This window comes from Hyphomicrobium sp. D-2, from assembly GCF_029872155.1.
In the GTDB taxonomy this organism is placed as follows: domain Bacteria; phylum Pseudomonadota; class Alphaproteobacteria; order Rhizobiales; family Hyphomicrobiaceae; genus Hyphomicrobium_A.
The window spans coordinates 302,868-326,990 of sequence record NZ_JARXLA010000003.1 but is presented as its reverse complement, the minus strand read 5'-3'; the positions used below and the strand labels follow the sequence as shown (position 1 = coordinate 326,990).

Here is a 24,123-nt window from a genome sequence, read left to right as displayed (position 1 = left end):
GGGCGCCTGAAACATCGCGCTACGATCGCGCCCAATCCGTCGGTGGGGACGATTAACAAGACCACTGTCTCGTATCACGTTGTTTCAGGTTCTGAAAAAAATGCCATCATGCGGCACGGCGCGGAGTGCCACGCTGCGGTCAGCTATACGCACCCCGCCAATTGACGGTTTTAGGGTTCCGGCCGATCAAATCCGTGCCATGACCGGAGCGTATAGGCGTTGGCTTCATGCGCCGTGCCGCATCGCGACCTAAGGGGAGGATACCAGACCCATGCGCCTCAATCCGCCAACCATCACCATCTTCCTGATCGCGCTCACCCTCGCTCTTCTCGCGCTGGTGACCAAGCTGGGCTTTATCGGCGTGCCGCGATACTTGCCGCATCAGGAATTCTGGCTTGCGATCAGCGCCTACATCACGCTGATGATCGGCAATCTGGTGCGCGGCGTGTAAGCAAAACGACTGCCTGTACGGCAGCGCACCTATCAGTCCAAACTTCTGGACTACGCCTAGCCAATATTACCAGGGGATCGGCGTCTTATCACGGAAGAAACCGCCGGTAGAGCCGGTATCGGGCAGAGTGGCAAGCCAGATCGCCGTTTCCGCGCCCTGCTCCACCGAGCGTGTCGCGTCCGGTCCGCCCATGTCGGTGCGCACCCAGCCGGGACACATGGCATTGACCTTGATCGGCGATGGCCCCAGCTCCGCAGCAGTTACTTTCGTCAGCGCGTTCAGCGCCGCCTTCGACATCCGATAGGATGGAAACCCGGCCGCCATTTCCGCGAGTTGGCCCGCGCCGGAGGAAATATTGACGATCCGGCCATAGCCGCCCTCGCGCATGATAGGCACAACGGCTTTGGTCAGTCGCAACGGCCCCAGCGTATTGGCGTTGAACACTTCCAGCGCAAGTTCCGGCGCAACATCAAGAACGCTCGCCTGCTCAGCCGTCATCCCTTCCCGCTGGATCGCAGCATTGTTCACCAGCACATCGATGCGCCCGAAAAGGTTCATGACCTCGGCCACCGCATTAGCGACGCTGGCATCATCCGTCACGTCCAGAGCAACCACCGGCGGCTCAAGCCCCTCCGATGCCAGCTTCGACGCCGCCTGCTTCCCCTTTTCAACGTCGCGCGAACAGAGCACCGCCAGCATACCGCCGCGCGATAGCTGCTTTACGATCTCCAGCCCGATCCCACGGTTGGCACCCGTGACCATTGCAATGCGTGTCTCAGCCATTTCCCCCTCGCGCCGCGGAGCGGTCTTTGTTTCCGTGCGACCTTAACTGCTTCAGGGCCGCCCCGAGAAGATAAAGAATGCACCCAGCGCTATAAACCCGAACCCAATGAGCTGATGCATGCCAATCGGCTGCTTGAGATAGAGCACCGAGAACACTGCAAAGACGATCAGCGTAATCACTTCCTGGATCGTCTTGAGCTGGGCGGCGGAATAGACATCGCTGCCGTAGCGGTTGGCCGGAATGACCAGACAGTATTCAAAGAACGCGATCATCCACGACACAAGAATGACCAGCAGGATCGGCTGCTCCTTGAACCGCAGGTGGCCATACCAGGCGAACGTCATGAAGACGTTGGAGAAAACCAGAAGTACGATCGGCAGAATGTAGGGCATGGAAAAGGATGGGAGTGGCATGCTGCGCAGGCTCCAAAGGTGGACGCCCGACTTAGCCCCATGCCTGATCGGCAGACAAGCGCAGACCTGATATCGCCGATGGCAACCGAAGCAAAGACCGGGAAAAGCGGCGGCACGCTTATCACGCGGCGGGCGTTCGAAGCCCGTGGTGCTGCCCGTCGTTGCCAGCCGCGCGCGGTGTATACGGTCAGTCAACCGGGCGGCAAAGCCATGCAATGCCCGCGATATTGCTGAAATAACGCTCGATATTCTCGACGCGGATCAAACCCCGGTTTCATGTTTCAATGCGTCAATGCTGGAGCGCAGACAGCCACACCATCCTCGGCTTGATACGCACCGAAGAGAGATTGTCGTGTGCGGATCCGCCGAAGCCTGCAGCGGCGCCCTGCGCGACATCCCCCGGCCAGCCACCGCCGGGCGCAAAGAGAGGTTGCCACGCCCCCGGTGCCTCTCTTTGCTTCTCTTTGCTGGGTCTGGTGTCAGTTTTCGCGGTGAGGAGCGGAAAGCGGGCGTCACCGATGCAGCACAGGCCGAGCACGATCGCGCTACCGGTGGCTATCGAAGCTGGAAACGGTATGCCATTCAGGCCGAAGCGCACTATCCTTTACGCTGGGTTAAATGCATCGATGCAATGCTCCGCCGCCGTGGTCGGAGCGACCAAGCCTGTTTCGCGTGGGGCAACTGGTTGGGGAGAACCGAGATGAAGAAGCTGCTTCTGGTTGCCGCGCTGATGCTGCCGGCGATTGTTGCCCGCGCAGAAACCGAAGCAGCGCGGGTTGCCGCCGCATCGGAAGAAGTCATCGCCACGGCGACCGATAATGCTGTCACCGATCAGTCAATCAATTGCAGCGACGGCCTTGGCGTCACCCGTGTTGCAGAGGTCGACACTGCGGGCGGTGGCGAATATGGCGAGCAGTATCGCCCGACACCGCTGCTGCAGGACAAGGAAGTCGTTCTGACCTTCGACGACGGCCCCCATCCCGTTCACACCCGCGAAATTCTGGACGCGCTGGCGGCTGAATGCACCAAGGCCACATTCTTCTATGTCGGCCGGATGCTGAAGAACTTCCCCGAGATCGCCAAGCAGGTGCAGGCGGAAGGGCATACGGTTGGCACGCACACCTATTCCCACCGCAACCTCGGCGCCACGTCTCTGGGCAGCGCCGAGCAGCAGATCGAAAGCACTTTCAATATTGCGGACGAAGTGCTGCCCGATGGCGTCGCGCCGTTCTTCCGCTTCCCCTATCTCAGCGATCCGAAGCGGGTGCGGGACTATCTGGCCAAGCGCAATATCGCCGTGTTCGGCATTGACGTCGATTCATGGGACTGGCGGGTTCGCTCGCCGGAGATGGTGATCCGCAACGTGCTGACCGGCCTCGACCGCAAGGGCAAGGGTATCATCCTGTTCCACGACATTCAGGCGCGCACAGCGGCGGCCATGCCGACACTGCTCGCAGAGCTGAAAAAGCGTGGGTACAAGGTCGTGCACATTGTGCCGAAGTCGAAGCTGGAGGCTGTGGCCGCTGTCGAGCCTGCCTCGCCCACTCCGCGCAAACGCGCGCGCCAACGTAAAACCGCGAACCACTAACGATCGCTCACGGCAGTTGCATCGCACGCAGGCGCTTCCAGCGCCTACGTGCGGCCGTGCGCGCTATCCCGCCTGTGTTTCGATCCGCGGTCCCTTCGGTCTTGCAACCGAAGGTTTCTTCCGCACAATGCATGCTGTAGTTTGCCGCATCACGCACCGCCAGTCGCTTTGCCCAGAGGTTCTGTCCGACCGGAAACATCGCCGGAAAGCATCCCATGGATCGCACGTGGAGTTGCTTGGAGTGCCAATTTTCACAGGCCGCGCCGCTGTGCACCACGCCGGACGGCGCCACGGATTTTCGACGCCTGGCCCGCCTGCTCCTGGACACGACCGATAACCCGGATGAATCGTGCGGCCAGGGTCGCATTCGCGCCTATTCCTGCATCACCGAGATGGTGCAATACGCCCCCGATGCCGGGGTTGCCTTCCTGTTGACCGCCATCAACGAGTGCCGCACCGTTGCGCACGTCGAGCTGCTCACCGTCAGCGCGCTTGAGCCGCTGCTGAAAATGCACGGTGTGCGGGTGATTGCGCCGCTGGAGGAAGCGGCCCGCATGCACGCCAAGTTCCGCTATTTGCTGTCAGCAGCGCGCGACCGGCCGTCGATGCCGAATGCACTGTGGGATCGGCTCGTTGCCATTGTCACCCCCGGCCCGGTCATGGACGCCGACACAGCAACACCCGGCGCCGGTATGCACGATCGCGTGCCGGATGCCGTCGCAATCGAGGCCTTGCTTGCCGAGCCGATGTGACGCCGCTTTGCATTGCGTGTGCGGGCCGCTACAAACATCGGGTGACAACAGCCGCGCCCCCATCATCGCCCGCCATCTTCATCGACGCTGACGCGTGCCCGGTGAAGGATGAGGCCGTGCGCGTTGCCGAACGCCATGGACTACCGGTGCACTTCGTTTCCAACGCCTGGATGCGCCTACCAGAAGGTCCTCTGACCAAGCGCGTGATCGTACCGGAAGGCCCGGACATTGCGGATGACTGGATCGCGGAGCGTATCGGCCCCAACGATGTCGCAGTGACTGCGGACATCCCTCTCGCAGCCCGCTGCCTGAAAAAGGGCGCCCAGGCGATCGGACCCACCGGCAAACCATTTACGGAATCCAGCATCGGCATGGCGCTCGCAATGCGCGAGCTTTCCGCCCATTTGCGCGAAACCGGCGAAAGCAAGGGTTACAACGCATCCTTCACCCGCCAGGACCGCTCGCGCTTTCTGGAAGCCCTTGAGCTTGCTGTCCGCCGAGCCATCAGTGCCAGCCGTTAATCATGGTGGTGAACGTCCGTGTGACGCATCCCCATGAGAGCGCGTGACGCCTCCCGATCTCGCATATAAAAAAGCAGCTCCGCCACGACCGTTACGGTTACGGATTAGCAGCATCCCAGGGGGCCGCGTGAGCCAGACAGTCCAACGCAACCGGCTGGACCGGGCAGTAGGCCCGGACGACCATACACTTGGACCCGACAACGCCCCCATCACGCTGGTGGAATATGGCAGCTATGCCTGCGCTTCGTGCCGCGCCGCCAACGAGCGTGTCGCGGAAGCCCGTGATGAGTTCGGCCAACGCCTGCGCTACGTGTTCCGCCACCGTCCGCTGCGCAACAACGATTTGGCCCGTCGCGCCGCCGAACTGGTGGAAATGGCCCCCGACGATGACAGCTTCTGGCGGGCGCACGTTACGTTGATGACCCGGTCGGAGGTGTTGACCGAGCAGGACATCATCGCCGTTGCGCAGGATCTTGGCGTCGACCTCTCGGCGCCAGAAACGCTGCACCCGGCTCGCGCCCGTGTTGAGGCCGACGAGCGCAGTGCGGCAGCCAGCGGCGTACTCATCACACCCACGTTCTTCATCAACCGGCGCCGCTATGATGGCGCCTGGGATGAAAGCTCGTTTTCCGATGCAATGCGCGGCACGCTGGGCCACCGGGTGCGCTCCGCCGCAGTCGATTTTGCCAGCTGGGGCCCATCAGCCGGTATTCTGCTGCTGCTCGCAACCGTGCTTGCCATCGTGCTCACCAATTCGGTCTGGGCTACGAGCTTCGAAGCATTCTGGCACCAGCACCTGGGCTTCACACTCGGGCCGTTGAGCTTCGACATGTCGTTGCGGCACTGGGTCAACGATGGCCTGCTGACCGTCTTCTTCCTCGTTGTCGGGCTGGAAATAAAACGCGAATTCACCGTCGGCCAACTCGCCGACGTGAAGGCGGCCGCGCTGCCGATTGCTGCTGCGATTGGCGGTATGGCCGTGCCCGCATTGCTCTACATGCTGGTGCTGCCGACAGGTCCATGGGCGCACGGCTGGGGTATCCCCATGGCAACGGACACGGCCTTTGCCGTTGCGCTGATCGTCATGATGGGATCGCGCGTACCGGTGGAACTGCGCATCTTTCTCACCGCCGCCGCTATCGTCGACGACATTGGCGCCATCATTGTTGTGGCGATATTCTATTCCAGCGCCATTCAATGGATATATCTGCTTGGCGCCGTTGGCGTACTCATTGCACTGGCTGCGCTCAGCTACTCGCGCGTTTATCGTCTCGCGCCTTACCTGCTGCTAGGCATCGTGTTGTGGGCGTTTGTGCACGCTGGCGGTCTGCACGCCACCCTGGCCGGTGTGCTGCTGGCGCTGTTCATCCCGACACGGCCACCCGCCAATCTCAAAGCACTCACTGCGCAGTTCTCAAGCATCGTCGCGGAAGAAGCGCGCCACGGCAGCGAGGTGCTGCACCATGGTCCCTCGCTGCCGGCTATACGCGCAATCGACGCCATTTACGATCGCATCCAGTCACCCGCTGATCGCCTGCTGCGCCATGCCGGCGCAGAGTCGAGCTACATCATCCTGCCGGTGTTTGCCTTGGCAAATGCCGGTGTGCCGCTGTCGCTCGGTGTGATCGAAAATCACGAGCCGCTGATGCTCGCCATCATCGTCGGCCTGGTTGTCGGCAAACCGTTTGGCCTTCTGCTTGCATCGTTGCTGGCGGTGGCATGCAAGCTCGCCATCAAGCCTGCCGCCTATTCTTGGCGCCAACTTGCAGGCGCGGGCGCAATGGCCGGTATCGGTTTCACCATGTCGCTGTTCATCGCCGGACAGTCCTTCCCGCAGGCATCGGATTTTGCGGCGGCCAAGATCGCGGTGTTTGTTGCGTCGATTGCTTCAGCCGTCATCGGCGTTGCGTTGCTATGGGGCGCCAAGGCACCGGTGGCCAGCGATCAAGCCGATGATGAAAAAGCGGCGGTGTCCACAGCCTGAGCGCAACAACGGGAGCCGGGCCATCGGGTGCTGCCGACAAGCGCGGCGCCCGTTGCTCATGCAGTGTCGTGGCGTCAGCGACTGCGGTGGCGCTCGAATACCGGGATGGAAAACTGCGCCGCATAATGCCGACTGCCGTCAACGTCCGCCCGGCGAACATCACGCACATAGAGCATCCACTGCACCCCTGCTCCGTCAGCGCCGAGGCCGCTTGGCATATATCTCCGCGGCAACGGCACCTCGATCGGGATGCTGACCACACCTTTGAGAACCGGCATCAGGTCGCCCGCTGCAATTCTGGCGGTGTGCGACCACACCGTTGTCGTTTTCCAGATCTTGCGTCGGCGTCCTTTGCCATCGATTGACGTGCGATAGCTCAAGCGTTCGCATGCAGCTTCGATTTCCAGCGGCACCGGCTCAGGCATGCGCACCGTCACAACACCGCGAAACGTTTCACCCATGTATCCGGGCAGCGTATCGATGCGCAGCGTGGACGGACCATCGCGAAACCAGATGCGCGTGGCACCAATGGCCGCGAGAATGCCCAGCACCCCCGCAATCGGAAACAGTGGGAAGATGAGCGTCTCGACCCAGCTATCGCGCGCTGAAGCCAGTATCCGGTGGCCGTTTGCATTCCAGATCAGCCACAGCCCGCCACACCAGCCAATTGACCAGACCCACAGAAATATCGTCAACCCAAGGTTGGCGCGGTCCGTAACAATACGCTTGGCCCACATCTCATTCTGCATCCATGGTGCACCGGGGTGCAGCGCCACCATGCGCGCAGCGTAAGCTTCCCTGCGCGGCTCGATGACGAACAGCAGATACCAGACAGCGCCGATTACGACAGCGAAGATGCTGCCGACGACCAACGCCACGACACCAGCGGTAATCGACTTTTCGGTCGGCGCGTGACGAATGGAATTCACCCCGCCGATCGCAACTGCCACGGCCAGATACATCAGCGCCGCAAACAGGACATGCACGATCACCGTCGCAATCGGGCCGCGTTTGCCCTGCGCAGTGTCGGTGCCAGTTGCTGGTTTGCTGCTCTTGTAGGTCAACCCAACCCTCACATCCATTGGCAAAGTGAATGGGGCCACGCGTTCGAAGCGGTACGCACGTCGGCCGATGTGCGTGCTATCCGATGGCCAGCACACCGCGCTCGTCTTTCGGGAAGAACGGATTGTGCGCCACCTCCCATAGATGGCCGTCCGGATCGGCGAAGTACCCTGAGTAACCGCCCCAGAACACGGCCTGTCCCGGTTTCACCAATTTGCCGCCAGCCTGCACAGCACGCTCCAGCATCGCGTCGACCGCCTCGGGGCTGTCGAGATTGCACGCGAGTGCGACACCGGAAAAACCGCTGCCCTGCGCGTGGACCATTGCGTCCTCCGCCAGCAGCGTGCGCGGATACAGACCAAGCACGCCACCCGGCATCTGGAAGAAGATGACGTTCTCGCCGCTCTGTGGCGATATCACCAGCCCCATCTGCTCATAAAACGCACGAGCCCGAGCCAGATCATCGACCCCGAGCGTGAGCAAAGACAGTGAAAGAGAAGGCGATCCCATGCGCACGCTCCGTCGCGATTGTTTGCGCGCGTTGTATTCGCTTCCACACCACGCGCCCAGAGAAAATTACACGCGATACCCGCGACGGAGCAGGCTGGCTGGATGGCGCTCAGGCGCTCACTGTCAGGAACGGCCCGACTTCGCAAACGCGATGCGTGTTGCTCCGATGATCGCGCCAGGACGCTCATTCGTTCCAGCCTGCAGCAGCACGACAATGCCGTCGTACTGGGCAAAGTCCTGTCGCAACAGGCGCGCCTTGAACGGCTCGCCGTTCCAGGTGTCAACGGGAATGACATCGCGCACGAGATTTGCGTAATGCGCACTGCGGCCGCCACGCAGCGGCTCGGTGTGATCGCGCATGAACGGCAGCACGGTGATGACTCCGGTTTTAGCAGCTGCTTTACCCGCGCCACCGACGGAAAGATTGATGTGCTTGCCGGCTGCCTTGGCATCGACGGGAACCGTCAGCACGTTCAGCGTCTGGGCGATCCCCTCGCGAATTTCGTCGGCGTCGGAGCCTTGCGCCTCAGCGGCGCCATTGATCACCGCCTGCGGCGTGAACAGCATGTCGGAGTTGCGCCGCTCGGCGTAGGCCGCCTGACGGTCAGTGAATGCGGGCTTGGCGAGCGGGTCGGTGCGGCCCGGCCGATCCATCGAATCCACCGGCATCACCAGCGTGATGAGGTCTGGGCTGCGGGCCAACTCGGTGAACAACGCATCGGCGGGCGGGCATGCGGAGCAGAATGGGCTGGTGAACAGTTCCAGCACCGCGCGCGGGCCTGCAACGGCGGAACCTGAAAAGGCCAGCGGCGCTATCGCCAGCACGCTGGTCACTGCCGCTAAAATCTTCACACGCATAGAAAACCTCTCGCCAACTTGCATAGGCAGTGTTCCCGCCAAATCACGGCGCGGATGGGGCAAACCGCCCCCGCCGGACTGCGGCGTTATCCCGTTATAAGGTCGCGCCCCATGCCTGACGGTTAAGGAAGGGACGGCGGCAGATGGCGGCTTGAGCGGCGCGACGCCCGGGGCCATATTCACGCCCATGACGCCACCCCCAAAAGATCCCTCGCCTGCAAAGAAGCCCGGACCCGCTGGCGTCGATGCCGAGCGCATCCCCAAGCCGCGCCCGTCGCGCGTCAGATCCGGCAAGCCGACGCCCCCGCCAGCCGAAACCGCTGCCGGCACGCCTGAAGTGCGCGCGCGCCGTAAGTCGCCCCGCAAACCTTCGCCTTCGGAGGGCAGCGCTCAAGAGTTGCCGGCGCCGGAAGTTACGCCGGGTTTGGCCGAGCGGCCCCAGGCCGTGTTCGAGGCACTTCAGGAGCTGGGTGGCATTCCGGCCGCGACGACCGATCCCGATCGACCGGCCTACGACAGCGAAGCGAGCCACATTCCACTGCCCGCACTGCGGCAGCAGGGGCCGCGTCCGCCGTTCGGGGGCGAAGCACCGGGCAAGTATCTCGACGCGTTGCTCGCCAAACCGGAGCAGCGTTCTGCCCACGCGAAGGAAATTCTGCTCAGCCAGCCGATGATGGCTTCGCATCCGCTGGTTTCCGGCGAACAGGCTGCCTTCACGCCGCACCGTCCACCCCGACCTGACAAGTCCGAGGGCGGCGTGCACTTCAACATTGTGTCCGAGTACGAGCCGCGCGGCGACCAGCCAACCGCGATCGCCGAGCTTGTTGACGGCGTCAGCAAGCATGATCGCAGTCAGGTGCTGCTGGGCGTGACGGGTTCCGGCAAGACCTTCACCATGGCTCAGGTGATTGAGCGCACGCAACGTCCCGCGCTTGTCCTCGCGCCCAACAAGACGCTGGCGGCGCAGCTCTATGGCGAGTTCAAGAGTTTCTTCCCCGACAACGCTGTCGAATACTTCGTATCGTACTACGACTATTATCAGCCCGAAGCATACGTGCCGCGCACCGATACCTATATCGAGAAGGAATCGTCGATCAACGAGCAGATCGACCGCATGCGCCACGCAGCAACGCGCGCCCTGCTAGAACGGGACGATGTGATCATCGTTGCGTCCGTTTCCTGCATCTACGGTATCGGATCGGTTGAAACCTATACCGCGATGACCTTCACCGTACAGGTGGGCGAGCGGTTGTCACGCGACCAGCTCATTGCCGACCTTGTGGCCCTGCACTATCGGCGCAACGACATCAATTTCGTACGCGGCAATTTCCGGGTGCGCGGCGACACTATCGAATTGTTTCCGGCCCACTTGGAGGACCGCGCCTGGCGTATCTCGCTGTTCGGCGATGATGTCGAAAGCATCGTCGAGTTCGATCCGCTGACCGGACAGAAATCCGACGAGCTGTCTCTGGTCAAGATCTACTCCAACTCGCACTACGTGACGCCCAAACCGACCCTGCAGCAGGCCATCAAGCTCATCAAGAGCGAGCTCAAGCTGCGTCTCGAAGAGCTTTACGACAACGGCAAGCTGCTGGAGGCGCAACGGCTGGAGCAGCGCACGCTGTTCGACATGGAGATGATGGAGGCGACCGGCTCGTGCGCGGGCATCGAGAACTATTCGCGCTATCTTACCGGCCGCAAGCCGGGTGATCCGCCGCCGACGCTGTTCGAATACCTGCCCGACAACGCGCTCGTGTTCATCGACGAAAGCCACGTTACCGTGCCGCAGATCGGCGCCATGTTCCGGGGCGACTACCGGCGCAAGGCGACGCTGGCCGAATACGGCTTCCGCCTGCCGTCGTGCCTCGACAATCGCCCGCTGCGCTTCGAAGAGTGGGACGCAATGCGCCCGCAAACGCTGTTCGTTTCCGCAACGCCGGGCGGCTGGGAGATGGACGAAACGGGTGGCTCGTTCGTCGAGCAGGTCATTCGGCCGACGGGCCTTATCGACCCTGAAGTGATCATCCGGCCGGCAAAGTCACAGGTTGACGATCTGCTGTTTGAAGCCCGCGAAAACGCCAACCGCGGCTATCGCACACTCGTCACCACTCTGACCAAGCGCATGGCTGAAGACCTCACCGAATACATGCACGAAGCTGGCATCCGCGTGCGCTACATGCACTCGGACATCGAAACGCTGGAGCGCATCGAGATTATCCGCGACCTGCGCCTCGGTGCGTTCGACGTTCTCATCGGCATCAACCTGCTGCGCGAAGGCCTCGACATTCCCGAGTGCGGTCTCGTCGCGATTCTCGATGCCGACAAGGAAGGCTTCCTGCGTTCTGAAACATCATTGATCCAGACCATCGGCCGCGCCGCGCGTAACGTCGACGGCCGTGTCATTCTCTATGCCGACACAATGACGGGATCGATGGAGCGCGCCATCGCTGAAACCAACCGCCGGCGCGAGAAGCAGGTCGCTTACAACACAGAACATGGCATCACGCCCGCAAGTGTAAAGAAGAACATCGCCGACGTGCTTAGCTCCGTTTACGAGCAGGATCACGTCACAGTCGATACAGGCCTCGCCGATGCGCCCGCGGTCGGGCACAATCTCACTGCGATCATCGAGGATATGGAGCGGCGCATGCATGCGGCCGCCGCCGATCTTGACTTTGAAACCGCCGCGCGCCTGCGCGACGAGGTCAAGCGCCTGCGCGAAACAGAACTCGCCGTTTCCGACGATCCACTGGCGCGCCAGTCAGACATTGAAGACCGCGCCGGAGCCTATAAGGGCGAGCGCAAATATGGTGGTGCGCCTTCTTCCTTTGCGCCCGGCGACTCCCCTGCGGGGAGCCGGTCGCCAAGCGCGTCAAAGATCAAAAAGCCTTCGCTGGATGACATGGGGCCCGGAACTGATCGTGCAATTCCGCGCCGTGACCCTGAAAGCATGCCCACAGCACGCGCGCCCAATGTTGATCCGCGCACAAAGGCGGGAGCATTTGGCGAAGGCGTGCGTGGGCCGCATAAACCGACCCTTGATGAGATGGGTCCGCACGCGATGCTGCCTCCTCGCAGCGGAACTTCGCCGCAGCGAGCAACGCGTACCATCGACGTGCCAACGGATACCGAAAAGAAAAGCCGACGCGGCCGTGCGCGCAAAACCGGCAGACCGGGAAAGTAAGCTTCAGGCTTTTGTCAGCTCAACATTATCGGTCGCAGTACAGCGCGGCTGATAATGTTCCCTGTCCGACTTTGGCCCGATCTAGACCCGCGCACGACTTCACTGCAGCACACAGTATTTGCAACAGACACTGCTCTTCCTATGAGCGTGCTTTTTTTCCAACAGCAATCACAATTCACCGCTCGCACGACCTACGCGTGTAGCACACTCGACATGCCCCGCTCCGAATCAGACACAGTCGCAACACTGTTGTTCCGTGTGCGTATATTTTGTTCCGGATATTTTATCACTACTGGCCACAGAACTTCCGTGCGTTTCAGAAACTGCATTTTTCCCGGCTTTTAACCGGCACACCTGCATCCCGACAGCCCATGACACTGTCTCTCAAGGGAGGTGGATGATGACTCGTGCGCGTCCGTTCCGACATAAACACCTGCCTGAACGTCTGTCGCTGTTCATAACAGCCGCGTGCGTCGCGATATCATTGCCGTTGCTGACTTCACCCAGTCAGGCACAACAGGTTTTCGCTGACGGGACCACTGAGACCGCTACTGGCACCATCGATACGCGTCCAGATCCGGCGCCAACAGGCATCGCACTCTACGCAATAAATGGCGGCATCATTCAAAGCAGTACGCCGCTGACAATCATCACGGATGGACCACTCGCAGACGGTGCCCATGCTGATAGCAGCACAATATTCATAGCTAGCGGCTCTTCCATCACTGTGTCCGGCACATCAGCTTTCGGCCTAATGGTTCAGAACCCCGGAGCAGCGATTGAACTCCATGACACCACAGTCAGCGTCATGCATGGCTTTGGAGCATACGTTGATAATAGCGCCACTTTAACTATGTCCGGTGGCTCTATAACCTCTTTGTCAGAGCGCGCCCTCGTAGCCTTGGGCGGCAGCAATGTTACAATCACCGGTGCCACACTGGATACCTTCGGAGTTGCATCAACGGTGCACGCTGGCGGCGTTGGCACACTCGTTACACTCAACGATTCAATCGTCACCGGAACTGGCGACGGCATTGTCATTGAAGCCGACGCCGACATTGATCTGAGCGGCACACTGGTCAACGCATCGGCAATGGGGCTCGTGTTTGCGGGCAATAACGCGATCATCCGCGATGGCTCGAACATCATCAGTAACACACCGGGCGATCATGCCATCCTGCTCAACAGCATTGGCACCTCCATCCTGAACATCCAGGAAAGCACCGTTAGTGCCAACGGCGTAGGCACCGCGACCATTGCCAACGCTGGCGGTGCCAATTCCGCAACCATATCCCTGAGCACCCTGACAGCCACAAACGGAGCAGTTTTCCAATCGTTTGGCGGCGTTCTCGACGTTACGCTGGATCGCGTTGTTGCCACTGGAAGTCCTAATCTCGTTGATGTGTTCAGCGGCACGGTGGAACTTAACTCAGTCGGATCCACTCTAACGGGGGCCGCAACGACATCTGCTGGTGGCACGTCAAACCTTAATCTTCAATCGACCAACTGGACCGTTACGGGCGATTCCAACGTGACGAGCATGACAAACGGAGCAGGCAGCGTTGTACACTTCACGCCGCCGGGTTCGAGTGCGGGACCGTTCAAAACACTGACAACTGTGAACTACGTCGGTCAGGGTGGCACGCTGGGCATCAACACTGTGCTAGGTGCTGATGGATCGCCTTCCGATAAGCTTGTGATCGATGGCGGAACGGGCACCGGTACGTCCCAACTCGTGGTCAACAACGTCGGAGGGCTTGGCGACCTTACCCAACTCAACGGTATCCTGGTCGTCGACGCGATCAACGGCGGCACAACGGTGCCGGGCTTGTTTTCACTCGCTGCGCCGGTTATCGCTGGCCCGTACGAATACTCGCTCTATCGCGGCGGTGAAAATGGCGCCAACCCTGACAACTGGTATCTGCGCTCCGATCTGGATTGTGCACTTGATCCGTCTGCAGCGGTTTGTAACGGTGGCGGCGGCGATGACATCCCCGACTGGCGGCAGGAAACGTCGCTCTACGCCGCTGTTCCGGCGATGACGCTGCTGTATGGCCGCTTGATGCTCGACACGCTGCATGAGCGTCGCGGTACAGCCGTCAGCGCCTACGCAGAAGGCGCACCGAACGCAGCCTGGGCGCGTGTCATCGGTCAGCATGGTGATCGGGATGGCGGTAAGGGCGGCATCTACGGCGCCGGCCCGAAATACGACTATGACTTCTGGGCCTTCCAGGGCGGCATGGACCTCTACCGCGACGGCGGTGTCGGAACATCACGCAATCACGCCGGTGCGTTCTTCGCTATCGGCCATGGCTCCGGCGATGTTCAGCACATCGGCGATGGCAAAGCGGGTGAGAACAGCTTCATGGCCTACAGCTGGGGCGCCTACTGGACCCACTACACGCCAGAAAATGCTTACGTCGACGCGCTGCTGTTAGGATCGTGGTACGATATTGATGCCAAGTCCAACCGCATCCCGAAGATGAAAACAGATGGCGGCGCGTTCGGAGCGTCTCTGGAAGGTGGCTATCCGGTTTACTCCGGTCCCGGCGGCTTCAGCATCGAACCGCAGGCGCAGCTCGCCTATCAGACAGTCAACCTCAACAACGGATCGGATGTCGCCGCGCAGGTGCACTTCGACAATGTCAACTCGCTGGTGGGCCGTGTGGGTGTGCGCTTCGCGCAGGACTTCGGCACACCGACCTGGCTGACGGGTGAACCATCTACCTTCACCGCCTGGGTGCGGCCGAACTTCTGGTACGAGTTCCTCGGCGATCCAAAGACGAAGTTCTCGTCTGCCACCGGCTTCATTCCGTTCGCGGCCGACATGGGTGGCACCACGTTCGAGATCAACACCGGCTTCTCGACTGACATCGGCGACGGCGCTGCGATCTACGCCAACGCGTCATATCTTGTCGGCATCAGCGAAAACGCCGACGGCAACGCCTACGACGGCAAACTCGGCGTCAAGGTTGCGTGGTGATGTAGAGGCTAGCAACTCGGGCGTCCGAACCGGCCAACATCTTCAGGCCCACAAAAATGAGCGACGGCGGCAGGCCAGTGCTTCACGCCCTTCGCTCGGGTAACAACACTATTTCTCACATTGCATCACGATTGCATCAGCGGAGCCGGCCCGGAGCCGTAAGCGTTGCATCGGCGTCACCGAACTCCCTATAGTCGGCGCCAACCGACAAAGAAATCCGGGAGGAACTGAATGCCACTCGCTCCGCGCCTACGTTCCGCGGCCTTCGCTACGCTCGCGCTGATCTCCATTCCGCTGGCGGCGGCAAGCGCGTTTGTGCTGACCACCACGGACTCCGGATTGGGTATTGCTGACGTCGAAGTTGGCACCGGCAAGGAAGTACAGGCCGGCAAAACCGTCGAAGTGCACTACACGGGCTGGCTCTACATCAAGAACACCAAGGGTCGGCAAGTCGATACATCGCGCGAAGGCAAGCCGTTCACCTTCACCGTTGGCAAGGGCGAGGTAATGCCCGCATGGGACGAAGGCATCGTTGGCATGAAGGTTGGCGGACGGCGCACGCTGCTGATCCCGGCGGAGCTCGGCTACGGCGAAAAGGGCTTCGGCAAGGATGTACCGCCAAATTCGCCGGTGATTTTTGATCTCGAAGTCATCGACGTAAAGGACTGACGAGTACGAAGGCCACAAGCACTGAAGAATGGCGTGCGTCTGTACAGTATACAGTTACGTGGCGCGTTCTTCAGTGCGCTTGCCCTGTTGTGATTACCCCTGCAGGGAGACACATCAGAAACTGACGCATCCTGCACATTCAGGTGGGGAAGCTCTGTGAAGCAGCAGCCTTCACGGCCAACGGTGGTGCCTTACTGCGTCGGTTCGTTTGGCAACGAGCCAACACTTGCAAGGCTTGATGCATCGGGCCTGATGTCATAGGCGCTGTCGAGCGTCGTATGGTCCGATGATTTCTTGCGCAGCGACATCAGGTAGGTGTCCTCGAACGGCCGCAGCATCCGCAGAGGCCCCTCGCCATTCTCATCGGCGCGCGCGCGCATGTCAGCAAGGCCTGCGGACAACTGCTCCATGCAGGTAATGCGCGAAAACACCATGTGCTTGATATCGCCCCGCGGTCGACACACCTCGCCGTAACCGTTGTGCACCTTGCCACCTTCGCGCGCAGGAAAATACAGCGGCTGGCGGCGTCCGTTGCGTTTGCGCGTCCCCTGCTTCTGGCTGCCCCAGAAACAGATCATTTCACCGCCGCCCACCTGACGCCGCCCAGTGTACACCACCTGATGGCCCTGCTCCGATGCGCCGACGTTGCCGTTCCAGAATATTTTCAGGAAGTCGCCGGCCCGGGCTTCCGCCAGCTTGTCGTCACGAAAACTGACGCCAATGCCCGTGTGCTTGATGAGCGCCGCGGCACCCGCGCCATTGGCATTGAATATCCACCAGGGATCCTGACCGTCGACCAGCGCCGCTCCGTCCGGTGTGCGCCAACTCACCTCAAGCCAACGCAACTGATCAGCAGTCAGGGAGATCTTGCCGCCGTTATGGAGTAGCGCAACGAGATGGCCGAACAGGGCATACGTCGCACTCGTGCAGTGAGACGGGAAACCGTCATACACCCGCAGCTCCCAATTGCCGCCGCCGATGTTGTGGGTCTGGAATTTGGGCGAAACGAACGAATTTCCGCGACTGTATCCACCGCCTGTCGGCAGTGCGCGGATGATCTCCATGACCTTCGCGTTGTAATCGATGCCGGCGCAGCGTGGCTCCGCGTTTGCGTGGGAAGGCGCTAGTGCAGGTGTCAGCACCAGCGCAGCTATCGCCGCCAGCACCAACCATGTACGCGGAACAAAGCAGCGTACACGCGCTGCCGTGCTGCATCGAATTTCTGGCGATGCCACCATCCCCATCAAAAATGTCCCCCCGGCGCTTCAGCCATTTCTTCAGTTGTGGCTGCATAATCGCTATGCAGGGTAGGATAACGGTCAACCGAAGCGACGTGTCGTCTCGCATATCTCGACACTGACATTTCGCACTGCGGTGTGACCTAGATGCGCCACGCAGGACCGCAAACCGCGGCAAAATGGACATGCAGAGGGCAAACAATGCGACGACTAAAGACCCTGCTGCTGCAATTGCTGCCTCGGCGGAGCAAGACTGAAGCCCCTGCAATGCTTTTCATCCACGAGGATGACTGGGGGCAGATCGAGGTGCTGCCTGCTTCGTGCGCGGAGTGGTGCAACCGCGAGATCGCCCGCATCGCGGAGCAGGCGGAACGAAGCGCGCTGCCGATGGGCGCGGGGTGGAGTGAGCTTGCCGTGCGCGATCCGGCACCGGAGCAACTCAGCAACCTGAAGATCGTGGTCACCGACGTCGCCGCCACATTCTCAGAGCTGTTGCCACAGCTCGACGGCGTTGCCACCGGGACGTTCTCATCTGCGCAACGGGTACCACGACTGATGGCATTCGGATTTGGGCAGGGCGCCGCGATTATCATTACGCCCGATCGCAGCAGCCAGTACGTCGACGCACTTACACTATCGCTCGATACATCGGAACACGAGGCGCGGTACCGCATACTTGCCGCGATCGCAGCACTGTCGCCAGCATCAGCGCTGATGCTTGTTGATTGGCTGCAAGGATGCAGCCTGTTGCTATCCGACCAGACGGCAATCGATGATTATATCAGCGGCAGGTAGGAAGGCCTGGACAGCGGCCGCGCTAATCAGCGTTGAACTGCGGCTTGGCCGAAGGCGCATCGATGATGCGCGTATTCCATAATGCAACGTCGAAACCATCATCACGCTCGACGAGATAAACCTCGATGAAGCGCGCAATCATCAGTGCTTCCAGCGGCGTCCAGATTGCAGCCCCGACCGGAACCTGAGCGTTCGCGCGGTAACACGCAACGCCGAAGCTGAGCGCTGTACCAAGCGGCAAACGCCCCGCTTCATCCTTGAAGGTTTCAACGACCTTGCCGGTCACCAGACATCGGCCAAGCGCCGTTTCCGGCGGCGTCATCTTTTCGATAGCGACCTGCACATGAAACGGCGCCTCCTGGCGCGCGGCGCGGTAATATTCCGGCGCCATCATCGCATGCACGCCGCCGCAAAAGAGGGACAGCAGAACAGCCGCACACAGGCCACGCACAACCATGATGTCCTCCCCATATCGCCGTCGCTCGGAGCTACATGGCTTGCGTCTGGTCGACTGCTCAAGCCCCACATTTCATTTTCCGTCTGTAGTGCAATAACTGCTTCACCCGCCTGCGCCTTACGGGTTGTCGCTGTGATGAAGCTGGCCATGCCGATGGCATCCTGATGGTGCGATTTCACCGTCTGCATAAAGTCAACATCCGCATCGCCTAGCAACTCAACTTCCGTGTCTGCGCCATGGACGATAGTGCGTTCGAACAGGGAAGATCGGATTTCCTTCCGGCATCCGTTCCAAAACTGCCTGTCCTGCAGCTTATACATAGTCAGTTGCGCATCCATGCATGCGCCAGGCTTGCGACTGTCCTGGCTTGGCCCAGCTGGCGCCTGAGTGAACACCTCAAGCACCACTATTGCCATAGTTGTCAGCAAGGTGATCGGTGGCGCCAAGTTTTTTGTAACGCTGTATGTGCCCACCCGCTGGCTGCACCGAGCCAAACGTGTTTAGACAACGGGCGACGATAAAAATCACCCTCCAGGGAGGAACGGATGTCAGGTTTCACGCGCAGGGGTGCCCTCGCTGCACTCGCGCTCATGGTTTCGCTCGGCGCTTTCGGCAGCGCCCTTTCCACCCCCGCACTCGCACAAGGATCAAGCATGACGACACCTTCCGGCCTCACCATCACCGATACTGTGGTGGGCACAGGCGCTGAGGCAAAGCCCGGCAACACCTGCGTGATGCATTACACCGGCTGGCTCTATGAGAACGGCGAAAAGGGCAAGAAATTCGACTCGTCCGTCGATCGCGGCGATCCATTCCAGTTCCCGCTCGGCCAGGGTCGCGTCATCGAAGGTTGGGATGAAGGCGTTCAGGGCATGAAGGTCGGCGGCAAGCGCACACTCATCATCCCGCCGAATCTCGGCTACGGCGCGCGCGGCGCCGGCGGCGTCATACCGCCAAATGCGACGCTGATCTTCGACGTCGAGCTGCTCGACGTAAAGTGACTTAGACGGGCGGGTTGCGTCGGGCACTCGGCCCCACCGCCCTGCCCATCACAATGAAAGACGCCGGTGCGATAATGAAATCGCCCGGCGTCTTTTTGTATCTGATGGAAACGGCGCTGACCTGCACAGCCAGCCAAAAGCATCCTGCACCATGCGCAATCCTCGCGCACAGCTCATCAGCCCTGCCGAAAAGGCGTCAGACCGGAAGGCCAATTACTTCAGCGGTGCGGATTCGCAGTCTTGCTGGCAACCAACCGGATAACCCCAGGCCGGATAATAAGCCGGCTGGTTGTAGTAAGGGCGCGGCTTGCGCATCTCAGATGCCGGGCGCCACTGTCCGGAGTTGTAATAGGGATAATAGCGCGGTGGATCAAACACATAGGGATAACGATCCGGCGCGTCCGGATCCTGATCCCGATGGAACCAACCGGCGTCGGCGGGTGCGGGCATGGTGAGACCGGCCACGATGGCCAATCCAAGAGCAGCGATTGCTGGCTTCAGTTGCATGGGGCACTCCTAAACGTCGTCAGAGGCTAGGCGATTCCTGCGAACAGCGACAATGCCCTGGCGGCCTCACTGCCGCACAAAATTGCATCTGGAGCGCGTTGAATGGTCGCCTCGATCCGCTGCCCACTCAGTTCGTCCCGTTGCACTAGAGTGCTTCCGGAAAAGTGGAAACCGGTTTTTCCGATAAGAAGCACGACAACAAATATCTGGAGACTTTCCGCGATTCAGCAAAACGCTGAAAGGCGCTAGAGTATGGCGCTAGAGTATAAAGAGGGCAGCGACGACCGCCGCAGCGCCAAGAATGACCAGCGGTTCGGTCAGGTTTGCCAACGCCCCGGCATAAAGCGCAGCGTGGCTCAAGCCTTCCCGTTCGATGGCGAGCAGCGCGCGATCGCGATCATCCAGCATAGCCATAATGGTCTCTACTTGCGCCCGTGAGCACGCCCCACTGAAATGCGGCCGCAGCGGCACGAAAACATAGCGCGTGCCCTTGAGTTGCGTATCGAGATCGAACCCCTGCTCGCACGGATCACTGCGGAACTGGCGCTCCAGCTCCGGTGATGGGATCTGCGTGTGATGCACAGTCACGAACGCCTGATAAAGCTCAACAATCGAAGGTTTGTCGCTGCGAGAAATATCAGCCGCTATACGCTCACATCCACCATTCCACAGATGTGACTCGGGATCGGGCTCGCAGACCATGCGCACAGCATAGCCCTGAGGAATGTCCATGCGTCCCTGCCGATCACTGACATCGATCGCCAGCAAAACGGCGCCAACCGCCAGAACGGCTGCCATCAGCAGCCGCCAGTTGCGGCGCAACTCACCCAGAGTATTTGTGGCGACCGCCTTCGATCGTTCGACAAGGTCCCGCACCGATCCCATTTCCCCGAATGCGCCAGACAAACCAACGTGTCTCTAGCCCCTACGTCGATACAATAGGCGTGCAAGACCAGCCAGCGTTTCGTGTTTTGGACAGTATTCCGAGGACTTAGATGACCTCGACAATAGTACCGTCAGATGCAGGATGTTTTTTGCTGGATGTCAGGCAGCGAATGTTGCACAAATCGCCGCATACTGATTGATCTGGGGTGTAGTTGCGCCTGATTTTCGTCGGCGCGCCCCTCGCGACAACAAAGAAATGAGGCAGCACTGCTGGTTGACGTGGGGTTTGGGACCCCATGTGAACTGGCTTTGAGTGCTGAATGCATATGACCGCTGATAGCGCCATTGATAATGCATCGCTGGTTCATGACATCTGTCGCTGCTTTCGGGAAAAGCAGCTCGCTGAGATCGTCAATCTGTTGAGCGACGACTTCAAACTTCGCGTCCTGTTGCCGACTGACACAGACGACGAGATCCGCCCGCGAAGCCGCGCGGAAGTCGCCCTGCTTGCTCATGCTTCCATGGGCGAATTCGACATTCTCCGTTTCGAACCCCACGACATTGCGCTCAATGGAGACATGATCTCATCGGTGGCGCACGTGAAGTTTCGGCACAAGAAGACCGGCAAGGAGCTGGAGACGCAATTCCAGCATGCATGGCGGGCAGCCGATGGCAAAATATGCGCCCTGGAGCAGACGCACGATCTCAAGGTTCTGTCGGACTATGCCGATAGCATCGAAGCCGTCGCCCGAGAACAGAGCCAGCAGGGCCAAGTCGGTTCAGCTCCGCGAACGGCCTCAGGGAGAGCTTAAAACCTGCTCAGGCGGCGGCCTCTGGGTCTCTGGCCGCAACTTCCCGGACGGGGCGGGCAAGGACGATAAAAGATCGAAAGCTGCACCCTCTCCGCCCTAAGTCAGTGGATTGCATGTGCGCTTCCATTTGCTCCAAAACCGGCCGCCTGCCGCGACAGTTCGCGGCCACCCCCATGAAATCATCGGGAAAGACTTGGCGCGGACCGGCGCTCAAGCTATTGGCCTCTTGCGGGAAATCGAGCACATTCAAGCGGTGGGGAAACTCCCGGGCGTCGCAGCGGTCCGGCCTGTCGTGCTGACAGGTGACGCCATACCCCGGCGCAAACGGCTCGTAACCTGCTATGATACGGTTCACCGGGCTTGAATCCGGCTTTTTTTGACGCGAAGACACAAGAATAATTGCGTCAATACAATAGGATAGTGGCGGCCACGCAACCGTTTCCTGCGCGGACCATCACAGCGAGAGACGAAGGCGAAGGAATGACTGGGCTTCCCGACTTTACCAAAATTGCCCTCAGCAGCGGCGCGACCAGCTCCGGACCGGCAATGGCCAGCACAACCGTTGCCTGGGAGGCACCCGAAGGCATTCCCATCAAGCCCGTCTATACGGCCGCCGACACCGCCAATCTCGATTTTCTGGATACCCTCCCGGGCGTGGAACCGTTCCTGCGCGGGCCCTATCCGGCCATGTATGCGCTGCAGCCGTGGACGGTGCGCCAGTACGCCGGCTTCTCGACCGCTGAGGATTCCAACGCCTTCTATCGCCGCAACATCCGCGCTGGCCAGAAGGGCCTGTCCGTTGCGTTCGACCTTGCCACCCACCGTGGCTACGACAGCGACCATCCGCGCGTGCGCGGCGACGTCGGCATGGCGGGCGTCGCCATCGACAGCATTTACGACATGCGGACGCTGTTCTCCGGCATCCCGCTGGAGCAGATGTCTGTTTCGATGACGATGAATGGCGCCGTGCTGCCTATTCTGGCGCTCTTCATCGTTGCCGGTGAAGAGCAGGGCGTGCCGCCAGAAAAGCTCGCCGGCACGATTCAGAACGACATCCTCAAAGAATTCATGGTGCGGAATACCTACATTTATCCGCCCGCACCTTCGATGCGCATCGTGTCAGACATCTTCGGCTACACCTCGAAATACATGCCGAAGTTCAACTCGATTTCGATTTCCGGCTATCACATGCAGGAAGCGGGTGCGACCGCCGACCTGGAACTCGGCTACACGCTGGCCGATGGCATCGAATATGCCCGCGCCGGTGTTGCCGCTGGCCTCGACATCGACGCCTTCGCGCCGCGTCTGTCGTTCTTCTGGGCCATCGGCATGAACTTCTACATGGAGATCGCCAAGATGCGCGCTGCGCGTCTGCTATGGGCGAAGCTCATCAAGGAAGAATTCAAGCCCAAGAGCGCGAAATCACTTTCGCTGCGCACGCGCAGCCAGACCTCCGGCTGGTCGCTGACCGCGCAGGACGTGTTCAACAACGTTACCCGCACCTGTATCGAAGCCATGGCCGCCACCCAAGGCCACACGCAGTCGCTGCACACCAACGCGCTCGATGAAGCCATCGCCCTGCCGACGGACTTCTCCGCCCGTATCGCCCGCAACACGCAGCTTCTGCTGCAACAGGAAACCGGCACCTGCCGTGTCATCGACCCATGGGGCGGCAGCTATTACGTCGAGCGGCTCACGTACGAGCTGGCGCGCAAGGCCCTTGCCCACATCGAGGAAGTGGAAGAGCTGGGCGGCATGGCCAAGGCCATCGCAGCCGGCATTCCGAAGATGCGCATCGAGGAAGCTGCGGCCCGGACGCAGGCGCGCATCGACAGCGGCAAGCAGACCATCGTCGGCGTCAACAAGTATCGCGTGACGGACGAAGCCGAGATCGAAATCCTGAAGGTCGACAACAAGGCTGTGCGCGAACAGCAGATCGCCAAGCTTGAGCGCCTGCGCGCTGAGCGCAACGAGCAGGAAGTTCAGGCAGCTCTCACCGCCCTCACGGAAGGCGCGGCTGGCGACGCCAACCTGCTCGATCTGGCGGTGAAGGCAGCGCGTGCGAAAGCCAGCGTCGGCGAAATTTCAGACGCGATGGAAAAGGTGTTCGGCCGTCACCGCGCCGAAATCCGCGCCATTTCGGGTGTCTACAGGTCAGAGGCTGGAGCCATGAACGAGAACGTCAACAAGGTTCAGCAGCTCGTCGAGGCGTTCGACAAGAACGAGGGCCGTCGCCCTCGTATCCTGATCGCCAAGATGGGGCAGGACGGACACGACCGCGGCCAGAAGGTTATTGCCTCCGCGTTCGCCGACCTTGGCTTCGACGTCGATATCGGCCCGCTGTTCGCCACGCCGGATGAAGCCGCGCGTCAGGCGGTTGAGAACGACGTTCACATCATCGGCGTGTCGTCGCTGGCTGCCGGCCATCTCACGCTGGTTCCAGACCTCAAGGAAGCCTTGGGCAAGGAAGGCCGCGAAGACATCATGGTTGTGGTCGGCGGCGTTATTCCGCCAGCAGACTATCCGGCTCTTTTTGAAGCCGGCGCTGAAGCCGTGTTTGGCCCCGGTACCAACATTCCCGAGGCTGCGGCTGATCTGATCAACAAGCTCAACGTCAAGCTTGGCCACACCAGCCAGGCCGCTGCCGAGTAGTCCCACGCCGGGCCAAG

At 60.7% G+C, this 24,123-nt stretch carries 22 protein-coding genes; 12 read left to right on the top strand and 10 right to left on the bottom strand.

Annotation, left to right across the window (positions count from 1 at the left end; all coding sequences use genetic code 11):
• The first annotated feature begins 271 nt into the window (after window positions 1-271).
• Window positions 272-451 (top strand): hypothetical protein, encoded by a 180-nt coding sequence (locus QEZ49_RS07415; RefSeq protein ID WP_280385589.1) that lies wholly within the window; start codon window positions 272-274, stop codon window positions 449-451.
• A 66-nt stretch (window positions 452-517) separates the two neighbouring features.
• Here the strand turns inward: QEZ49_RS07415 and QEZ49_RS07410 are convergent, their stop codons facing one another.
• Both QEZ49_RS07410 and QEZ49_RS07405 read right to left on the bottom strand, forming a co-directional pair.
• Window positions 518-1,234: an SDR family oxidoreductase gene (locus tag QEZ49_RS07410; protein ID WP_280385587.1), complete on the bottom strand. Its 717-nt coding sequence runs from the start codon at window positions 1,232-1,234 to the stop codon at window positions 518-520.
• A 51-nt stretch (window positions 1,235-1,285) separates the two neighbouring features.
• Complete coding sequence (locus QEZ49_RS07405) at window positions 1,286-1,648, bottom strand: DMT family protein (RefSeq protein ID WP_280385585.1); 363 nt, start codon at window positions 1,646-1,648, stop codon at window positions 1,286-1,288.
• A 700-nt stretch (window positions 1,649-2,348) separates the two neighbouring features.
• Between QEZ49_RS07405 and QEZ49_RS07400 the strand changes: the two genes are divergently transcribed.
• The 4 genes from QEZ49_RS07400 (at window position 2,349) to nhaA (ending at window position 6,493) form a co-directional block, all read left to right on the top strand.
• Entirely contained in the window at window positions 2,349-3,236 is an 888-nt protein-coding gene (locus tag QEZ49_RS07400) for a polysaccharide deacetylase family protein (RefSeq protein WP_280385583.1), read from the top strand.
• A gap of 215 nt (window positions 3,237-3,451) precedes the next feature.
• Window positions 3,452-3,988, top strand: coding sequence for a DUF6869 domain-containing protein (locus QEZ49_RS07395; RefSeq protein ID WP_280385581.1), 537 nt, complete (start codon window positions 3,452-3,454; stop codon window positions 3,986-3,988).
• Between the two features lie 41 nt (window positions 3,989-4,029).
• On the top strand, window positions 4,030-4,509 hold the full coding sequence (locus tag QEZ49_RS07390; protein ID WP_280385579.1) for a YaiI/YqxD family protein: 480 nt from the start codon (window positions 4,030-4,032) through the stop codon (window positions 4,507-4,509).
• 127 nt (window positions 4,510-4,636) lie between these two features.
• Entirely contained in the window at window positions 4,637-6,493 is a 1,857-nt protein-coding gene (gene nhaA, locus QEZ49_RS07385; protein WP_280385577.1) for a Na+/H+ antiporter NhaA, read from the top strand.
• Window positions 6,494-6,567: 74 nt separating this feature from the next.
• On the opposite strand, the gene QEZ49_RS07380 is transcribed toward nhaA, so the two are convergent.
• From QEZ49_RS07380 to QEZ49_RS07370, 3 genes are all read right to left on the bottom strand, one after another.
• Window positions 6,568-7,557: a hypothetical protein gene (locus QEZ49_RS07380; protein ID WP_280385575.1), complete on the bottom strand. Its 990-nt coding sequence runs from the start codon at window positions 7,555-7,557 to the stop codon at window positions 6,568-6,570.
• A 76-nt stretch (window positions 7,558-7,633) separates the two neighbouring features.
• A complete protein-coding gene (locus QEZ49_RS07375) occupies window positions 7,634-8,065 on the bottom strand; it encodes a VOC family protein (protein WP_280385573.1) in 432 nt (143 codons plus the stop codon).
• A 123-nt stretch (window positions 8,066-8,188) separates the two neighbouring features.
• Window positions 8,189-8,923 (bottom strand): DUF1223 domain-containing protein, encoded by a 735-nt coding sequence (locus QEZ49_RS07370; protein ID WP_280385571.1) that lies wholly within the window; start codon window positions 8,921-8,923, stop codon window positions 8,189-8,191.
• A gap of 187 nt (window positions 8,924-9,110) precedes the next feature.
• On the opposite strand from QEZ49_RS07370, the gene uvrB reads away from it, so the two are divergent.
• From uvrB to QEZ49_RS07355, 3 genes are all read left to right on the top strand, one after another.
• A complete protein-coding gene (gene uvrB / locus QEZ49_RS07365) occupies window positions 9,111-12,107 on the top strand; it encodes an excinuclease ABC subunit UvrB (protein WP_280385570.1) in 2,997 nt (998 codons plus the stop codon).
• Window positions 12,108-12,984: 877 nt separating this feature from the next.
• Entirely contained in the window at window positions 12,985-15,090 is a 2,106-nt protein-coding gene (locus QEZ49_RS07360; RefSeq protein ID WP_280385568.1) for an autotransporter outer membrane beta-barrel domain-containing protein, read from the top strand.
• A 231-nt stretch (window positions 15,091-15,321) separates the two neighbouring features.
• Entirely contained in the window at window positions 15,322-15,759 is a 438-nt protein-coding gene (locus tag QEZ49_RS07355; RefSeq protein WP_280385566.1) for an FKBP-type peptidyl-prolyl cis-trans isomerase, read from the top strand.
• Between the two features lie 191 nt (window positions 15,760-15,950).
• Here QEZ49_RS07355 and QEZ49_RS07350 read toward each other — a convergent pair whose 3' ends face one another.
• On the bottom strand, window positions 15,951-17,003 hold the full coding sequence (locus QEZ49_RS07350) for a hypothetical protein (RefSeq protein ID WP_280385564.1): 1,053 nt from the start codon (window positions 17,001-17,003) through the stop codon (window positions 15,951-15,953).
• Window positions 17,004-17,264: 261 nt separating this feature from the next.
• On the opposite strand from QEZ49_RS07350, the gene QEZ49_RS07345 reads away from it, so the two are divergent.
• Entirely contained in the window at window positions 17,265-17,792 is a 528-nt protein-coding gene (locus QEZ49_RS07345) for a hypothetical protein (RefSeq protein ID WP_280385562.1), read from the top strand.
• Window positions 17,793-17,814: 22 nt separating this feature from the next.
• Here QEZ49_RS07345 and QEZ49_RS07340 read toward each other — a convergent pair whose 3' ends face one another.
• Together QEZ49_RS07340 and QEZ49_RS07335 are read right to left on the bottom strand one after the other, a co-directional pair.
• Window positions 17,815-18,249 (bottom strand): hypothetical protein, encoded by a 435-nt coding sequence (locus QEZ49_RS07340; protein WP_280385561.1) that lies wholly within the window; start codon window positions 18,247-18,249, stop codon window positions 17,815-17,817.
• Window positions 18,183-18,587 (bottom strand): hypothetical protein, encoded by a 405-nt coding sequence (locus QEZ49_RS07335; protein WP_280385559.1) that lies wholly within the window; start codon window positions 18,585-18,587, stop codon window positions 18,183-18,185. Before QEZ49_RS07335 ends, QEZ49_RS07340 begins: the two co-directional genes overlap by 67 nt.
• 252 nt (window positions 18,588-18,839) lie before the next feature.
• On the opposite strand from QEZ49_RS07335, the gene QEZ49_RS07330 reads away from it, so the two are divergent.
• Window positions 18,840-19,250 carry an FKBP-type peptidyl-prolyl cis-trans isomerase gene (locus QEZ49_RS07330; protein ID WP_272481812.1) on the top strand — a complete coding sequence of 137 codons (411 nt, stop codon included), beginning with the start codon at window positions 18,840-18,842 and terminating at the stop codon, window positions 19,248-19,250.
• Between the two features lie 213 nt (window positions 19,251-19,463).
• On the opposite strand, the gene QEZ49_RS07325 is transcribed toward QEZ49_RS07330, so the two are convergent.
• Together QEZ49_RS07325 and QEZ49_RS07320 are read right to left on the bottom strand one after the other, a co-directional pair.
• A complete protein-coding gene (locus QEZ49_RS07325) occupies window positions 19,464-19,757 on the bottom strand; it encodes a hypothetical protein (protein WP_280385557.1) in 294 nt (97 codons plus the stop codon).
• Between the two features lie 258 nt (window positions 19,758-20,015).
• Window positions 20,016-20,642 (bottom strand): hypothetical protein, encoded by a 627-nt coding sequence (locus QEZ49_RS07320; RefSeq protein WP_280385555.1) that lies wholly within the window; start codon window positions 20,640-20,642, stop codon window positions 20,016-20,018.
• Between the two features lie 320 nt (window positions 20,643-20,962).
• Here QEZ49_RS07320 and QEZ49_RS07315 point away from each other — a divergent pair, with 320 nt between their 5' ends.
• Together QEZ49_RS07315 and scpA are read left to right on the top strand one after the other, a co-directional pair.
• Window positions 20,963-21,454 (top strand): nuclear transport factor 2 family protein, encoded by a 492-nt coding sequence (locus QEZ49_RS07315; RefSeq protein ID WP_280385554.1) that lies wholly within the window; start codon window positions 20,963-20,965, stop codon window positions 21,452-21,454.
• 480 nt (window positions 21,455-21,934) lie between these two features.
• Window positions 21,935-24,106, top strand: a complete 2,172-nt coding sequence (scpA, locus tag QEZ49_RS07310) for a methylmalonyl-CoA mutase (protein ID WP_280385552.1) — start codon at window positions 21,935-21,937, stop codon at window positions 24,104-24,106.
• Window positions 24,107-24,123 lie beyond the last annotated feature (17 nt).

Coding starts and splice junctions, on each gene's coding strand:
- QEZ49_RS07415 (WP_280385589.1), top strand. CDS start 272: ATGCGCCTCAATCCGCCAACCATCACCATCTTCCTGATCGCGCTCACC.
- QEZ49_RS07410 (WP_280385587.1), bottom strand. CDS start 1,234: ATGGCTGAGACACGCATTGCAATGGTCACGGGTGCCAACCGTGGGATC.
- QEZ49_RS07405 (WP_280385585.1), bottom strand. CDS start 1,648: ATGCCACTCCCATCCTTTTCCATGCCCTACATTCTGCCGATCGTACTT.
- QEZ49_RS07400 (WP_280385583.1), top strand. CDS start 2,349: ATGAAGAAGCTGCTTCTGGTTGCCGCGCTGATGCTGCCGGCGATTGTT.
- QEZ49_RS07395 (WP_280385581.1), top strand. CDS start 3,452: ATGGATCGCACGTGGAGTTGCTTGGAGTGCCAATTTTCACAGGCCGCG.
- QEZ49_RS07375 (WP_280385573.1), bottom strand. CDS start 8,065: ATGGGATCGCCTTCTCTTTCACTGTCTTTGCTCACGCTCGGGGTCGAT.
- QEZ49_RS07370 (WP_280385571.1), bottom strand. CDS start 8,923: ATGCGTGTGAAGATTTTAGCGGCAGTGACCAGCGTGCTGGCGATAGCG.
- uvrB (WP_280385570.1), top strand. CDS start 9,111: ATGACGCCACCCCCAAAAGATCCCTCGCCTGCAAAGAAGCCCGGACCC.
- QEZ49_RS07355 (WP_280385566.1), top strand. CDS start 15,322: ATGCCACTCGCTCCGCGCCTACGTTCCGCGGCCTTCGCTACGCTCGCG.
- QEZ49_RS07350 (WP_280385564.1), bottom strand. CDS start 17,003: ATGGGGATGGTGGCATCGCCAGAAATTCGATGCAGCACGGCAGCGCGT.
- QEZ49_RS07345 (WP_280385562.1), top strand. CDS start 17,265: ATGCTTTTCATCCACGAGGATGACTGGGGGCAGATCGAGGTGCTGCCT.
- QEZ49_RS07340 (WP_280385561.1), bottom strand. CDS start 18,249: ATGGTTGTGCGTGGCCTGTGTGCGGCTGTTCTGCTGTCCCTCTTTTGC.
- QEZ49_RS07335 (WP_280385559.1), bottom strand. CDS start 18,587: ATGGATGCGCAACTGACTATGTATAAGCTGCAGGACAGGCAGTTTTGG.
- QEZ49_RS07330 (WP_272481812.1), top strand. CDS start 18,840: ATGGTTTCGCTCGGCGCTTTCGGCAGCGCCCTTTCCACCCCCGCACTC.
- QEZ49_RS07325 (WP_280385557.1), bottom strand. CDS start 19,757: ATGCAACTGAAGCCAGCAATCGCTGCTCTTGGATTGGCCATCGTGGCC.
- QEZ49_RS07320 (WP_280385555.1), bottom strand. CDS start 20,642: ATGGGATCGGTGCGGGACCTTGTCGAACGATCGAAGGCGGTCGCCACA.
- QEZ49_RS07315 (WP_280385554.1), top strand. CDS start 20,963: ATGCATATGACCGCTGATAGCGCCATTGATAATGCATCGCTGGTTCAT.
- scpA (WP_280385552.1), top strand. CDS start 21,935: ATGACTGGGCTTCCCGACTTTACCAAAATTGCCCTCAGCAGCGGCGCG.